A 14,577-nucleotide genomic window follows, 5' to 3' on the forward strand; every position below is an offset into this window, starting at 1 on the left:
ATGAGCCATCCAGAGCTGCGGCAAACCACCGGACTGGAAGACACCGCGCGGCGCTCGCTGATGAGCCTGATCTTCTCCGCCACCGGGCTGACCATCGGCTTCTTCTCGCTGCTGCAGTTCGCCGCCGGCAACTACCTGTTCGCCAGCCTCGAGGTGCTCACCTGCGCCGCGCTGCTCGCCGCCGGACGCGGGGTGTACCGCGCCCGGCGCCTGGAGCTGTGGATCTACCTGTACCTGCTGCCAACCTTCGCCTTCCTCGTCTACATCAGCCTGATGCCGGATGCCTCGGCCGCCGCCTTCGTCTGGCTGTACATGATCCCGCTGCTCGCCTACCTGATGCTCGGCCAGCGCCGCGGCTTCTGGCTGTCGGTGCCGCTGCTGCTCGCCAGCCTGGTGCTGTACTACCTGCGCTACCCGCTGCCGGACAGCGCCGCTGAATGGATCGACGCCGGCAACGCGATCATCTGCGGCTTGCTGATCCTGGTATTCGTGCACCTCTATGAATACCGCCGCGCAGCGGCTTTCGCGGTGGTCGAACAGCAGGCGCAGACCGACCCGCTGACCGGCGTGGCCAGCCGCCGGCATTTCCAGCTGGAAGTGCGCCGCGCCCTGCAGGAAGCCGGGCGCAGCGACAGTCCGCTGGTCCTCGCGCTGATGGACATCGACCACTTCAAGGCGGTCAACGATCGCCACGGCCACGACGCCGGCGACCACGCCCTGCAGTACGTCTGCCGCCTGCTCCTGCAACGCCTGCGCAGTACCGACAGCCTGGGCCGGCTGGGCGGCGAGGAGTTCGGCCTGCTGCTGCGCAGCACCGATGCCGCCAGTGCCCTGGCGCTGCTGGAGAGCCTGCGCGCGCTGATCGACGCGCAACCGTTGCGCTACAAGGGCGAGCAGATTCCGCTGTCGGCGACCTTCGGCCTCGCCGAGTGGCCGCGCGATGGCCGCGGCGCCGACGACCTGTATCGCTGCGCGGACCAGCGTCTGTACCGCGGCAAATCCCAAGGCCGCAACCGGGTGGTCGCCGAGTCGGCACCACACGCCGAACAGCCGCGGCAGGAAAGCTGAACTACGCACGCCGCCCGGGGATCAGAACAGGTAGGACTGTTGAAATCGGAACCCTTGCCATGCGTATACCCACCTGCGCCCTCGCCCTTGCCCTACTCGCCACGCCCGTCAGCCACGCCTTCGCCGACTCGGACTTCTGGAAGGACGTGATTTCCTCCGGCGCCACCACCGGCTCCACCTACCTGACCTTCAAGGACGACAAGCAGGTGCTCGCCGCCCGTGAGGACGCCAGCGCCTTCGTCGCCAGCGGCGGGCAGATCCGTGGCCCCTACCTGGAAGCCGCGCTGCGCCAGGTGCGCGCCGAGCATCCCGAGTTGCAGCTCAGCGATGAGCAGCTGGCCACCGCGCTGCTCGCCCGCCCCTGACCCGCAGCGCGCGTGACCCGGCTAGACTGACGGAGAGGATGTCCATCGACCACCGGGAGCTCAGGGATGAGGGCAGTACGCGCGGCGCTGGGAGCGCTGCTGATCGCACTGGCCGGCAGCGGCTGCTCACTGTTCAAGCTGCAGGCGCAACTCGACGCGGCGCACCAGCAGCTGGTGCGCATCAGCGGCAGCATCGCTGACGACAGCCTGCCCCAGGCCACCCTGGTGGCGCTGCTCGATGCCCAGGGCAAGCTGCGCCTGTACCGCATCGTCGAGCCGGGCAGCGCGTTCCACTTCGTCGTGCCGAAAGGCGACTACCAGCTGCTGGCATTCATCGACCGCAATGGCAATTTCGTCCTCGACCCCGCCGAACCGCGGCGCTGGCTGCGCCCGGTGGCGGGCGTCGCAGTGCCGCTCGACAGCGCGCCGCAGGCCGGCCGCTACGACCTGCGCCTGCAGGCCAGCGACCTGCAACCGGCGCCGCCGCTCGACCTCAGCCTGGCGCGGCTGTATCGCGAGCACCCGCGCCTGCAGCGCAACTACCTGCAGCAGGTCGATTTCGACGACCCACGCTTCTCCGCCGAGCGGGTCAGCCAGGGCGCCTGGCAGCCGCTGGATTTCCTCCGCGAGGTCGGTTACGGCCTGTACCTGCTGCACCCCTGGGACGCACACAAGGAGCCGGTGTTCCTCGTCCACGGCATCAACGACTCGCCGCGCGCCTGGCGCGAGCTGATCGCCAGCCTCGACCCGCAGCGCTTCCAGGCGGTGCTGTTCCACTACCCCAGCGGCGTGCCGCTGAACAGCAGCGCCTACCTGCTCAGCGAGGCGATCCGCGACGTGCAGCTGCGCCACTCGCCGCCGCGCTACCACCTGTTTGCCCACAGCATGGGCGGCCTGGTCGCCCGCCGGGCCGCGCAGATGCTCAGCGCCGATGACGGCGCCGACCGCCTGTGCCTGTTCCTCACCCTGTCGACGCCCTGGGACGGCCACCCGTCCGCCGCCTCCGGCGTGGCGCATGCCCCGGTGGTGGCGCCGGTGTGGCGCGACCTGGCGCCGGGCAGCCGCTATCTGCAGGACCTGTTCGCCAGCCCGCTGCCGGCGCACGTGCGCCAGTGGCAGCTGGTCAGCTACGCCGGCAACCGCCGCTTGCTGGCGCAACCCAACGACGGCGTGGTGCCGCTGGCCAGCGAGCTGCGCCCAGCCGCCCAGGACGAGGCCGAACACCTCTACCTGCTGCGCGAAAGCCACACCAGCATCCTGCGCAGTGCGCGCAGTCAGGAACTGATCAGCCGCGCCCTCGGCAGTCTGCCGGCGCGCGGCTGCCGCCCATGAGCCGTGGAGCCGATACCCCCATGCAGCAGGAAATCCTCAGCGCCAGCCCGCTACTCAGCGCCGCCGGCACCCTCGTCCAGCCCGGCTGGGCACGCCAGCCGCTCTGGCAATACCAGCGCACGGCGATCCGCGCCGCCGGCTGGCGCATCAAGGAGTGGGACTACTACGCGGTGCTGTCCGCCGAGCAGCGCTTCGGCATCGCCCTGACCGTCGCCGACCTCGGCTACGTCGGCCTGGTCGCGCTGTGCTACCTGGATTTCGCCCGCGGCAGCTTCCAGCAGGTCGACAGCTTGATCCCGCTGCCGCTGGGTCGCCTGGGCCTCGGTGCCGACAGCCAGCACGGCCGCCTGCAGCATCACAGCCGCACGCTGCAAGTGGACATCGAGGTCGACCACGGCCAGCGCCGGCTGCGCTTCGCCGCCCCCGGCCTGCGCGCGGCGGACGGCAGCCGCGGCCTGGAGGGGGAAATACTGCTGCAGCCGCCGAGCGTGCTGGAATCGCTGAACATCGCCACCTCGTGGGCGGAGAATCGCCGCGCCTTCTACTACAACCGCAAGCTCAACTGCCTGCCGGCCAGCGGCCAGGTGCGCCTCGGCACCGAGACGCGGACTTTCGACCCAAGCCGCGACGCCGGGGTGCTCGACTGGGGCCGCGGCGTGTGGACCTACCAGAACCGCTGGTACTGGAGCTCGGCCTCCGGCTTCCTCGACGGCGTGCCGTTCGGCTTCAACCTCGGCTACGGCTTCAGCGACCGCAGCCCGGCCAGCGAGAACGCGCTGATCCACGCCGGCCGCCTGCACAAGCTCGGCGAGGTGCACTTCGCCTACGACGCCGCCGACTACCTCAAACCGTGGCGCCTCAACGACGACGCCGGGCGCCTCGAGCTGAGTTTCCGGCCGCTGCTCGACCGCCATTCGAAGATCGACCTGGGGTTGATGAAAACCGTGCAGCACCAGGTGTTCGGCCTCTTCTCCGGGCGTGTGCTGCTCGACGACGGCACGCCGCTGCAGCTCGACGAGTTCCTCGGCTTCGCCGAAGAGGTGTTCAACCGCTGGTAACACCGCGATCAGACTGGACAGCCGATGTCGCTGGGTGGCGCGCCTTGGTAGGAGCGAATTCATTCGCGATCCGCGGCGCCGACTCTCGCGGATAAATCCGCTCCTACAGAACTCCGTCAACCGCTGCGCACCACTTAGCGGCTAACTCGCCATGAAAAACGCCGCGATCCCAAGGGAGTCGCGGCGTTGTCTTAACTGAACGACAGTACGCTCAAGAGCGCGCGCTTATTCGCGGTAGTCGTCCAGCGGCACACAGGCACAGAACAGGTTGCGATCACCGAACACGTTGTCGACGCGGTTTACCGTCGGCCAGTACTTGTGTGCACGGGTGTGCGCGCTCGGCGTCACCGCTTCCTCGATGCTGTACGGCCGCTCCCACACGCCGACCACGTCGGCCAGGCTGTGCGGTGCGCGCTTGAGCGGGTTGTCCTCGGCCGGCCACTCGCCGCTCTCGACCTTGGCGATCTCCGCGCGGATGCTCAGCATCGCCTCGATGAAGCGGTCCAGCTCGTGCTTCGACTCGCTCTCGGTCGGCTCGATCATCAGCGTGCCGGGCACCGGGAAGGACATGGTCGGCGCGTGGAAGCCGTAGTCCATCAGGCGCTTGGCGACGTCTTCCTCGCTGATCCCGGTGTCCGCCTTGAGCGGCCGCAGGTCGAGGATGCACTCGTGCGCAACGCGGCCGTTGCGCCCGCTGAACAGCACCGGGAAGGCGCCGCCGAGCTGGCTGGCCAGGTAGTTGGCGCCGAGGATCGCCACTTCGGTGGCATCGGCCAGTTGCGGGCCCATCATGGCGATGTACATCCAGCTGATCGGCAGGATGCTCGCGCTGCCCCACGGCGCCGCGCTGACCGCGCCGTTCTCCGGGTTCGGGCCCTTCAGCTCGACCACCGGGTGGTTGGCGACGAAGGGCGCCAGGTGCGCCTTGACCCCGATCGGGCCCATGCCTGGGCCGCCGCCGCCGTGCGGGATGCAGAAGGTCTTGTGCAGGTTCATGTGCGACACGTCGGCGCCGATGTCGGCCGGCCGCGCCAGACCGACCTGAGCGTTGAGGTTGGCGCCGTCCATGTACACCTGGCCGCCGTGGGCGTGGATCACCTCGCAGATTTCGCGGATGCCTTCCTCGTACACGCCGTGGGTCGACGGGTAGGTGGCCATCAGGCACGACAGCTGCGCGCCGGCCTCGGCGGCCTTGCGCTTGAGGTCCTCAAGGTCGACGTTGCCTTCGGCGTCGCACTCGACGATCACCACGCGCATGCTCGCCATCTGTGCCGAGGCCGGGTTGGTGCCGTGCGCCGACGCCGGGATCAGGCAGATGTTGCGGTGCGCGTCGCCGCGGCTCTCGTGGTACTTGCGGATCGCCAGCAGGCCCGCGTACTCGCCCTGCGCGCCGGAGTTGGGCTGCATGCAGATCGCGTCGAAGCCGGTGATGGCGCGCAGCCAGGCTTCCAGCTCGTCGATCATCAGGGTGTAGCCGGCGGCCTGCTCGCGCGGCGCGAACGGGTGCAGGTTGGCGAACTCCGGCCAGGTGATCGGGATCATCTCGCTGGTGGCGTTGAGCTTCATGGTGCAGGAGCCGAGCGGGATCATCGACTGGTTGAGCGCCAGGTCCTTGTTCTCCAGCTGCTTGAGGTAACGCAGCATCTCGGTTTCGCTGTGGTGGGTGTTGAACACCGGGTGGCTGAGGAAGCCCGAGCGGCGCTGCAGCGCGGCGGGAATACCGGCTTCCAGCTCGCTGGCGTCCAGCTCGGCGACCGACAGGCCGTGATCGGCACCGAGGAAGATCGCCCACAGCTGCTCGACGGTGGCGGCGCTGCTGGTCTCGTCGAGGCTGACGCCGAGGTGGCCGCGGCCGAGCACGCGCAGGTTGATGCGTGCCGCCTGGGCCGACTCGATGATCGCCGTCTGGCTGCCGCCGACTTCCAGGGTCAGGGTGTCGAAGAAGTGGGCGTTAAGGCGCTGCACGCCCTTCTGCGCCAGACCGGCGGCGAAGATCGCGGTCAGCCGGTGGATGCGCTGGGCGATGCGCGTCAGGCCCTGCGGGCCGTGGTACACCGCATAAAAGCTGGCGATGTTGGCCAGCAGCACCTGCGCGGTGCAGATGTTCGAGTTGGCCTTCTCACGGCGAATGTGCTGCTCGCGGGTCTGCAGCGCCATGCGCAGCGCGGTGTTGCCACGCGCGTCCTTGGACACGCCGATGATGCGTCCCGGCATGGCGCGCTTGTACTCGTCACGGGTGGCGAAGAACGCCGCGTGCGGGCCGCCGTAGCCCATCGGCACGCCGAAGCGCTGCGCCGAGCCGAACACCACGTCGGCGCCCAGCTCGCCGGGCGGGGTGAGCAGCACCAGGCCGAGCAGGTCGGCGCCGACGCAGGCCAGCGCCTGCTGGGCGTGCAGCTGGTCGATCAGCGGCTTGAGGTCGTGCACCCCGCCGTGGGTGTTGGGGTACTGCAGCAGCGCGCCGAACACCTGGTGCTCGCCGAGCTGGGCGACGTCGCCGACCAGCACGTCGAAGCCGAACGCCTCGGCACGGGTCTGCACCACCGAGATGGTCTGCGGGTGGCAATGCTGATCGACGAAGAACAGGTTGCTCTTGCTCTTCGCCACGCGCTTGGCCAGGGCCATGGCCTCGGCGGCGGCGGTGGCCTCGTCGAGCAGCGAGGCGCTGGCCAGGTCGAGACCGGTGAGGTCGATGGTCAGTTGCTGGAAGTTGAGCAGCGCCTCCAGACGGCCCTGGGCGATCTCCGGCTGGTACGGCGTGTAGGCGGTGTACCAGCCCGGGTTCTCCAGCACGTTGCGGAGGATCACCGTGGGCGTGATGGTGCCGTGGTAGCCCATGCCGATCAGGCTGGTCCACACCTGGTTCTGCTCGGCGTAGCCGCGCAGCTTGGCCAGCGCGGCCTGCTCGTCGAGCGCTGCCGGCAAGGCCAGCGGGCCGCTCAGGCGAATCGCCGGCGGCACGGTCTGCTCGATCAGTTCGTCGCGGCTGGCGAGGCCGAGTGCCTCGAGCATGGCTTGCTGTTCGGCGGCGTCCGGGCCGAGGTGGCGGCGCAGGAAGGCATCGGGCTGCTGCAGTTGGGACAGGCTGGGCATCTGGGACATGGTCAACTTCTCAGAAAAAGACAAAGCCCTGACGAATCAGGGCTTTTGAAGGATAGCTAGGTATCAGGCGTCGGCGTCGACCGCGGCCTTGTAGCCGGCGGCATCGAGCAGCTTGTCGAGCTCGGCGGCGTTGCTCGGCTTGAGCTTGAAGAACCAGCTGCCGTAGGGCTCGCTGTTGACCAGCTCGGGCGAGTCGGTCAGCGCTTCGTTGATGGCGATCACTTCACCACCGACCGGGGCGTAGATGTCCGAAGCGGCTTTCACCGACTCGACCACGCCGGCTTCCTGGCCGGCGGCCAGTTGCTTGCCGACTTCCGGCAGCTCGACGAAGACCACGTCGCCCAGCGCTTCCTGGGCGTGATCGGAAATACCCACGGTCACGCTGCCGTCGGCCTCCAGGCGCGCCCACTCGTGGCTGGCGGCGTAACGCAATTCGGCGGGGATGTTGCTCATGTCGATGTCCTCGGAGTCGGAAAGGCGGAAAGCTCGCCTGGAAAATTTAGCAGGCCGCGCCGCCGCCACGCGATGGGCGGGCGGCGCGAGCGGTTTTTGTTCAGATCAGGGTCTTGCCGTTGCGCACGAAGGTCGGCTGGACCACGCGCACCGGAAACCATTTGCCACGGATTTCCACCTGCGCGCGCTCGCCGGTGGCCGCCGGCACGCGGGCCAGGGCGATCGACTTGCCGAGCGTCGGCGAGAAGCTGCCGCTGGTGATCTCGCCTTCGCCGACGCCTTCGACGCGCACCACCTGGTGGGCGCGCAGCACGCCGCGCTCCTCGAGCACCAGGCCGACCAGCTTGGGCTGGTCGCCGGCGGCGCGCTGCGCCTCGAGCACTTCGCGGCCGACGAAGCGGCGCTCGGCCGGCTCCCAGGCGATGGTCCAGGCCATGTTGGCGGCCAGCGGCGAGACGTCGTCGTCCATGTCCTGGCCGTAGAGGTTCATCCCGGCTTCCAGGCGCAGGGTGTCGCGCGCGCCGAGGCCGATCGGCGCGATGCCGGCACCGACCAGGTCGTTGAAGAAGCTCGGCGCTTCGCCGGCGGGCAGGATGATTTCCAGACCGTCCTCACCGGTGTAGCCGGTACGGGCGATGAACCAGGTGCCTTCGGCGGCGCCCTGGAACGGCTTGAGCTGGTCGATCAGGGTGGCGCGTTCGGCGCTGAGCAGTTCGGCGACCTTGGCGCGGGCCTGCGGGCCCTGGATGGCGAGCATTGCCAGGTCGGCGCGCTCGGTCAGGCTGACTTCGAAACCGGCGGCCTGCTGGCGCATCCAGGCCAGGTCCTTGTCGCGGGTGGCGGCGTTGACCACCAGGCGGTAGCCGGATTCGCCCAGGTAGACGATCAGGTCGTCGACCACCCCGCCGCGCTCGTTGAGCATGCCGCTGTACAGCGCCTTGCCGGGCGTCTTCAGGCGCTCGACGTCGTTGGCCAGCAGGTGCTGCAGGTAGGCTTTGGCCTGCGGCCCGTCCAGGTCGACCACGGTCATGTGCGACACGTCGAACACCCCGCAATCGCGGCGCACCTGGTGGTGCTCCTCGACCTGCGAACCGTAATGCAGCGGCATGTCCCAACCGCCGAAATCGACCATCTTGGCCCCTAGTGCCAGGTGCTGATCATAGAGGGGCGTACGCTGTCCCATGGGCTTCTCCTTCCGGGCGTGGCGAGGATGCGGGCGGGGTCCGTCGCGCGGCTGAGCTTGAACTGCAAGGCACTGGCACACGCGGCGCGAGCCCGGTCTACATGACGGGCCGCATCGAATGGCGCGCATTGTAGCCGCAAGCTCGCAGACTGGACACCCGAGCGCTGACCGTTGGGTCACTCGCCGCGCACGGCCCTGGCCGGCCGCGGTGGACGACCGCCAAACGGCGCCGGCGGGCCGCCGACTAGCGCCCGAATTGGCGTGCCGAGCGGCGAATCAGGCCGATCACCGGCAGCAGGCCGACCAGCACCAGGGTCAGCGCCGGCAGCGCGGCGCGCGCCCACTCGCCCTCGCTGGTCATCTCGAAGATGCGCACCGCCAGGGTGTCCCAGCCGAACGGACGCATCAGCAGGGTGGCGGGCATTTCCTTGAGCACGTCGACGAACACCAGCAGCGCCGCCGACAGCGCCGCCGGCAGCAGCAGCGGCAGGTAGACCGCGACGAACAGTCGCGGGCCGCCGACGCCGAGGCTGCGCGAGGCTTCCGGCAGCGACGGGCGGATGCGCGCCAGGCCGCTCTCCAGCGGGCCATAGGCGACCGCCATGAAGCGCACCAGATAGGCCAGCAGCAGCGCGGTCAGGCTGCCGAGCAGCAGCGGCTTGCCGGCGCCGCCGAGCCAGCTCGACAGCGGGATCACCAGGCGCTGGTCGAGGAAGCTGAACGCCAGCATGATCGACACCGCCAGCACCGAGCCGGGCAGTGCGTAGCCGAGGTTGGCCAGGCCGACCGCCGAGCGCACCCCGCGGGTCGGCGCCAGGCGGCGGGCGAAGGCCAGCAGCAGGGCCACCGCCACGGTGACCAGCGCGGCCAGGCTGCCGAGGTAGAGGGTGTGCAGGATCAGCCCCAGGTAACGCTCGTCGAGGTCGAAGCGGCCGCGCTGCCAGACCCACACCAGCAACTGCAGCAGCGGGATGACGAAGGCGCAGGCGAACACCAGGCCGCACCAGGCGCTGGCCGCCGCGGCGCGCCAGCCACGCAGGTGATACAGCGCGCGACCGCGCGGGCGCTCGCTGGCCGGGCGGCTGACGCCGCGCGCGCGGCGCTCGCCGTAGAGCACCAGGAGCACCGCGAGGAGCAGCAGGCTGGCCAGCTGGGCGGCGCTGGCCAGGCTGTAGAAGCCGTACCAGGTCTTGTAGATGGCGGTGGTGAAGGTGTCGAAGTTGAACACCGCCACCGCGCCGAAATCCGCCAGGGTCTCCATGATCGCCAGCGCCAGGCCGGCGCCGATCGCCGGCCGCGCCATCGGCAGAGCGACCCGCCAGAACGCCTGCCAGGGTGACTGGCCGAGCACCCGCGCGGCTTCCATCAGCCCCTTGCCCTGGGCCAGGAAGGCGCTGCGCGCGAGCAGGTAAACGTACGGGTAGAACACCAGCACCAGCACGGCGATCACCCCGCCGGTGGAGCGCACCCGCGGGAAACGGAAACCGGTGCCGAACCACTCGCGCCACAGGCTCTGCAGCGGCCCGGCAAAATCCAGCAGGCCGATGAAGACGAACGCCAGCACGTAGGCGGGAATCGCGAACGGCAGCATCAGCGCCCAGTCCAGCCAGCGCCGCCCGGGGAATTCGCAGAGGCTGGTGAGCCAGGCCAGGCTGACGCCGAGCAGGGTCACCCCGACGCTGACCCCGAGCAGCAGCACCAGGGTGTTGCCGAGCAGGCGCGGCAACTGGGTGTCCCATAGGTGCGCCCAGATCTCTCGATCGACCGCGCCCCAGCTGAGCAGCAGCACCGACAGCGGCAGCAGCACCAGGGCGGCGACGACGAAGGTGATCGGGTACCAGCGGCGTTGGGCGGGATGGGCCACGCGAATCCTCGGCAATCAAAAACGGCGACGCCCCGGTCTGGGCGGGGCGTCGCAGTATAAGCAATTCGTCGCCGCGGTTGAGCCTGCGCGGCCCGGCGCGCGGGCCGTGCTGCGCCTCAAGCCGGGCGACGCGCCTCGGTCAATTCCAGCCGGCGCGGTCCATCAGGCGGATCGCCTCGGCCTGGCGCTTGCCGGCGATTTCCACCGGGATGCTGTCGGCCTTGAAGCTGCCCCAAGCGGCGACTTCCGCGGACGGTTTGACCTGCGGATTGGCCGGGTACTCCTGGTTGATCTGGGCGAACAGGCTCTGCGCCTCGTCGGTGGTCATCCACTCGACCAGCTTCTTCGCCGCCTCCGGGTGCGGCGCGTGCTTGGTCAGACCGATCCCCGAGAGGTTGACGTGCACGCCGCGGTCGGCCTGGTTGGGCCAGAAGATCTTCACCCGCAGCTCGGGGTTCTGCTGGTGCAGGCGGCCGTAGTAGTAGGTGTTGACGATGCCGACGTCGCACTGCCCGGCATCCACCGCCTGGATCACCGCGTTGTCGTCGGCGAACACGTCGGTGGCCAGGTTGTTGACCCAGCCCTTGAGGATCTGCTCGGTCTGGGTGGCGCCGTGGGTCTCGATCAGCGTCGCGGTGAGCGACTGGTTGTAGACCTTCTTGCTGGTGCGCAGGCACAGCCGGCCTTCCCACTCCGCGCCGGCCAGGGCTTCGTAGCTGGACAGCTCGTCCGGTTGGACCCGCTCGGTGGAGTAGACGATGGTCCGCGCGCGCAGCGACAGGCCGGTCCAGGCGGCGCTGCTGGAGCGGTACTGTGGCGGGATGTTGGCCTCGATCACCGGCGAGGCGAAAGGCTGGAGGATGCCCATCTGCTCGGCCTGCCAGAGGTTGCCGGCGTCCACGGTGAGCAGCAGGTCGGCCACGCCGTTGTCGCCCTCGGCCTTGATGCGCTGCATCAGCGGCGCTTCCTTGTCGGTGATGAACTTGATGGTCACCCCGGTCTTCGCCGTGTAGGCGTCGAACACCGGCTTGATCAGCTCGTCGATCCGCGAAGAATACACCACCACTTCATCGGCGGCCTGGGCGGCGGTGACGACGCTCAGCGCCAGTGCCGCGAGAACAGCTTTGCCAAGATGCATGGTGCCCCCCCCTGAGTCAGAAAAAGGTCGCAAATGATAGTAAACCTCAGTTGCGAGCTGGCGCAGGGAGTATGTCTGAGTATTTCAGCCCGGCGAGCGTCGTTCAGACCCGCGCCAGCTCGGGTAGGTCGCCGCTCAGGCCAAGGGCCTGGCGGACGAACAGCGCCTTGGCCTCGGGCAGGTTGTCGACCCAGTTGAGGCCGCTGTTGCGCAGCCAGCGCACGGCCAGGGCGTCGGCCTGGAACAGCCGCTCGAATCCTTCCATGGCCGCCATCATCGCCAGGTTGTGCGGCATTCGCCGCCGTTCGTAGCGGCTCAGCACGCGCGGCTCGGCGAGGCGCTCGCCGCGCCCGTGGGCGTGCAGCAGCACCTCGGCGAGCACCGCGGCATCCAGGAAGCCGAGGTTGACGCCCTGCCCGGCCAGCGGGTGGATGCTGTGCGCGGCGTCGCCGATCAGCGCCAGACCGGGCTCCACGTAGCGCTTGGCGTGGCGCTGGCGCAACGGGATGCACAGGCGCGGATCGCTCGCCTCGATGGTGCCCAGGCGCTGTTCGAAGGCCCGTCCGAGCGCCGCGCAGAACGCCGCGTCGTCGAGCGCCATCAGGCGTTCCGCCTCGCCGGGAGTGGCCGACCAGACGATCGAGCACCAGTGCGCGTCGCCGTCACGCTCCAGCGGCAGGAAGGCCAGCGGCCCGTCGTCAGTGAAGCGCTGCCGCGCGGTGCGCCGGTGCGGCTCGGCGCAGCGCACGCTGGTGACGATGGCGTGGTGCAGGTAGTCCCACTCGCGGGTGGCGCAGCCGGCCAGGCGGCGTACCGCCGAGTTGGCGCCGTCGGCGGCGATCAGCAGCGGGGTGCGCAGCTGGCGGCCGTCAGCCAGGGTCAGCAGCCAGTCGTCGCCGGAGCGGCGCAGTTGCTCGAGTCGGGCGCTGCCGAGCAGGCCCAGTTCGCTGGCATGCAGGCGCTCGAGCAGGGCGTCCTGAACCACGCGGTTCTCGACGATATGACCGAGGGTTTCCGCGTGCACGCTGGCCGCGGAGAAATGAATCTGCCCGGTGCCGGAGCCGTCCCACACCTGCATCTCGATGTACGGGCTGGCGCGCCGCGCGCGGATGCCGTCCCAGGCGCCGAGGCGCTCGAGGACCCGCTGGCTGGCCGCCGACAGCGCACTGACCCGCGGCTCGAAACGCGCCGCCGCGTCGAACGGCTTGACGCTCAGCGGGCCGCCGTCCACCACCAGGATGTCCAGGCCGCTGTGCTCGAGGGCCAGGGCCAGGGCGCTGCCGACCATCCCGGCGCCAACGATGATCAGGTCCGCTCGCAGTTCCATATCCATCCTCAGGCCTGTCGCGCACGCGGCTTGAGCCGCACGTAGAGGGTCTTGTGCACGCGGGCGACCAGCGTGCCGGCGCCATCGCGGACTTCCACGTGTAGCTCGGGCAGGTACTTGTCGCCGCCGGCGGTGTGCTGGCGGATGTCCGCCAGCAGTGCGTCGTCGATGCGGAAGTCGGCGTACACCGGGCCCTTGCCGGGGCTGACGAAGTCGATGCTGGCCGCCTTGTCCCAGACGATGTAATCGCGGCCGAGGTTCTCCATCAGCATGAGCATGAAGAACGGGTCGGTCATGCTGTACAGCGAGCCGCCGAACTGGGTGCCGACGTAGTTGCGGTTGAACAGGCCGAGGCCCATCTTCACTCGCACCTGGCGGAAGTCCGCGCTGATGCGTCGCACGCGCACGCCGGCGCCGAGGTACGGTGGGTAGATGTTCAGCGCCCAGCGCAGCATGCGGGCCTTGCGGGCGAGTCGACGCGAATTCATGCGGTTCCTTAGCGGTGCAAACGGGTGCCCAGGCCCATGGCCTGGCGGGCGAACCAGCGCTTGGCCGGCGGCAACAAATCGAGGCCGAGCAGGCCGAGGTTGCGCCCGGCGGCGATCAGCGCGGTGTCGTTGGAGAACAGCCGGGTGACCCGATCGGAGAAGCCCACGGTGAGCTGCTGGTCGAGCTGCTGATTGCGGTGATAACGCTGCAGGGTGGCGAAGTCGCCGAGCGGCGCGGTGCTTTCCAGCAGCGCTTCGGCCAGCGCCCAGGTGTCGCGCAGCGACAGGTTGTAGCCCTGCCCGGCGATCGGGTGCAGGGTGTGCGCGGCGTTGCCGAGCAGCACCAGGTGCGGGCGCACCTGCTCCTGCGCCTCGCTCAGCGCCAGCGGATAGAGGTGGCGCACGCCAACCTGGCGCAACGCACCGAGGCGATAGCCGAAGGCTTCCTGCAGCTCGTCGAGGAACACCCGCTCGGCGGCCCCGGCGAGGCGCTGGGCATCGGCGCTGCTACGGCTCCAGACCAGCGCGCAGCGGTTGTCGGCGAGCGGCAGCAGGGCCAGCGGGCCGTCCGCGGTGAAGCGTTCGAAGGCCTGGCCCAGGTGCGGTTCGCTGGGCGTCAGGTTGGCGATCAGCGCGCTTTGCCGGTAGGCGGTGTGCTGCACGTGAATGCCCAGCTGCTCGCGCAGGCCGGAGCGGCCGCCATCGGCGAGCACCGCCAGCTGGCAGTCGAGGCTTGTATCGTCGCCGAGCAGCAGCCGGTAGCCGTCGCCCAGTGCCTCCATGCGCACCACCTCGGTCGGGCAGCGCCAGTCGATCACCGCGTGGTCCATGGCCTGCCACAGGCAGTGGCCGAGCCAGGCATTCTCGGCCACGTAGCCGAGCGCCGGCACACCTTCGTCTTCGGCGCGCAGGCGGGTGGCGCCGAAGCGGCCGCGGTCGGAGACATGGATCTGGCGAATCGGCTCGGCACGCTCGGCGATCTTGTCCCACACGCCAAGGCGCTCGTAGACCTGCCGGCTGCCGTAGGACAGCGCGGTGGAGCGCGCGTCGTAGCTGGGCTGGTAGCCGTCACCGGGGGCAAACGGCTCGATCAGCACGATGCGCCAGCCACGCAGCTTGGCCTCGCCTTGCAGGGCCAGCGCCAGGCTGGCGCCGACCAGGCCGCCGCCGATGATGGCCAGGTCCACCCGGCTCATCGG

At 69.5% G+C, this 14,577-nt stretch carries 12 protein-coding genes; 4 read left to right on the forward strand and 8 right to left on the reverse strand.

What is annotated here, in order from left to right; all coding sequences use genetic code 11:
• From JQX08_RS21055 to JQX08_RS21070, 4 genes are all read left to right on the forward strand, one after another.
• Entirely contained in the window at positions 1 to 1,068 is a 1,068-nt protein-coding gene (locus JQX08_RS21055; RefSeq protein WP_205350402.1) for a GGDEF domain-containing protein, read from the forward strand.
• A 59-nt stretch (positions 1,069 to 1,127) separates the two neighbouring features.
• Entirely contained in the window at positions 1,128 to 1,433 is a 306-nt protein-coding gene (locus JQX08_RS21060) for a DUF2388 domain-containing protein (protein ID WP_205350403.1), read from the forward strand.
• 66 nt (positions 1,434 to 1,499) lie between these two features.
• Positions 1,500 to 2,765: an esterase/lipase family protein gene (locus tag JQX08_RS21065; RefSeq protein WP_205350404.1), complete on the forward strand. Its 1,266-nt coding sequence runs from the start codon at positions 1,500 to 1,502 to the stop codon at positions 2,763 to 2,765.
• Entirely contained in the window at positions 2,762 to 3,823 is a 1,062-nt protein-coding gene (locus JQX08_RS21070) for a DUF2804 domain-containing protein (RefSeq protein ID WP_205350406.1), read from the forward strand. Before JQX08_RS21065 ends, JQX08_RS21070 begins: the two co-directional genes overlap by 4 nt.
• Positions 3,824 to 4,048: 225 nt before the next feature.
• Here the strand turns inward: JQX08_RS21070 and gcvP are convergent, their stop codons facing one another.
• From gcvP to ubiH, 8 genes are all read right to left on the reverse strand, one after another.
• Positions 4,049 to 6,925, reverse strand: coding sequence for an aminomethyl-transferring glycine dehydrogenase (gcvP, locus tag JQX08_RS21075; protein ID WP_205350407.1), 2,877 nt, complete (start codon positions 6,923 to 6,925; stop codon positions 4,049 to 4,051).
• A gap of 63 nt (positions 6,926 to 6,988) precedes the next feature.
• The gene (gene gcvH, locus JQX08_RS21080; RefSeq protein WP_205350409.1) at positions 6,989 to 7,378 is read right to left on the reverse strand and encodes a glycine cleavage system protein GcvH; all 390 of its coding nucleotides are present in this window, start codon (positions 7,376 to 7,378) and stop codon (positions 6,989 to 6,991) included.
• Positions 7,379 to 7,478: 100 nt separating this feature from the next.
• Complete coding sequence (gene gcvT / locus JQX08_RS21085; RefSeq protein WP_205350410.1) at positions 7,479 to 8,561, reverse strand: glycine cleavage system aminomethyltransferase GcvT; 1,083 nt, start codon at positions 8,559 to 8,561, stop codon at positions 7,479 to 7,481.
• A 244-nt stretch (positions 8,562 to 8,805) separates the two neighbouring features.
• Positions 8,806 to 10,425 carry an ABC transporter permease subunit gene (locus JQX08_RS21090; protein WP_205350411.1) on the reverse strand — a complete coding sequence of 540 codons (1,620 nt, stop codon included), beginning with the start codon at positions 10,423 to 10,425 and terminating at the stop codon, positions 8,806 to 8,808.
• Positions 10,426 to 10,564: 139 nt separating this feature from the next.
• Positions 10,565 to 11,563: an extracellular solute-binding protein gene (locus JQX08_RS21095; RefSeq protein ID WP_205350412.1), complete on the reverse strand. Its 999-nt coding sequence runs from the start codon at positions 11,561 to 11,563 to the stop codon at positions 10,565 to 10,567.
• A gap of 103 nt (positions 11,564 to 11,666) precedes the next feature.
• Complete coding sequence (locus JQX08_RS21100) at positions 11,667 to 12,890, reverse strand: 2-octaprenyl-3-methyl-6-methoxy-1,4-benzoquinol hydroxylase (RefSeq protein WP_430472559.1); 1,224 nt, start codon at positions 12,888 to 12,890, stop codon at positions 11,667 to 11,669.
• Positions 12,891 to 12,898: 8 nt separating this feature from the next.
• Positions 12,899 to 13,378: a DUF4442 domain-containing protein gene (locus JQX08_RS21105; protein ID WP_205350413.1), complete on the reverse strand. Its 480-nt coding sequence runs from the start codon at positions 13,376 to 13,378 to the stop codon at positions 12,899 to 12,901.
• 8 nt (positions 13,379 to 13,386) lie between these two features.
• Complete coding sequence (ubiH, locus tag JQX08_RS21110) at positions 13,387 to 14,574, reverse strand: 2-octaprenyl-6-methoxyphenyl hydroxylase (protein ID WP_205350414.1); 1,188 nt, start codon at positions 14,572 to 14,574, stop codon at positions 13,387 to 13,389.
• Positions 14,575 to 14,577 lie beyond the last annotated feature (3 nt).

The sequence above is a fragment of the Zestomonas insulae genome, from assembly GCF_016901015.1.
In the GTDB taxonomy this organism is placed as follows: Bacteria; Pseudomonadota; Gammaproteobacteria; order Pseudomonadales; family Pseudomonadaceae; genus Aquipseudomonas; species Aquipseudomonas insulae.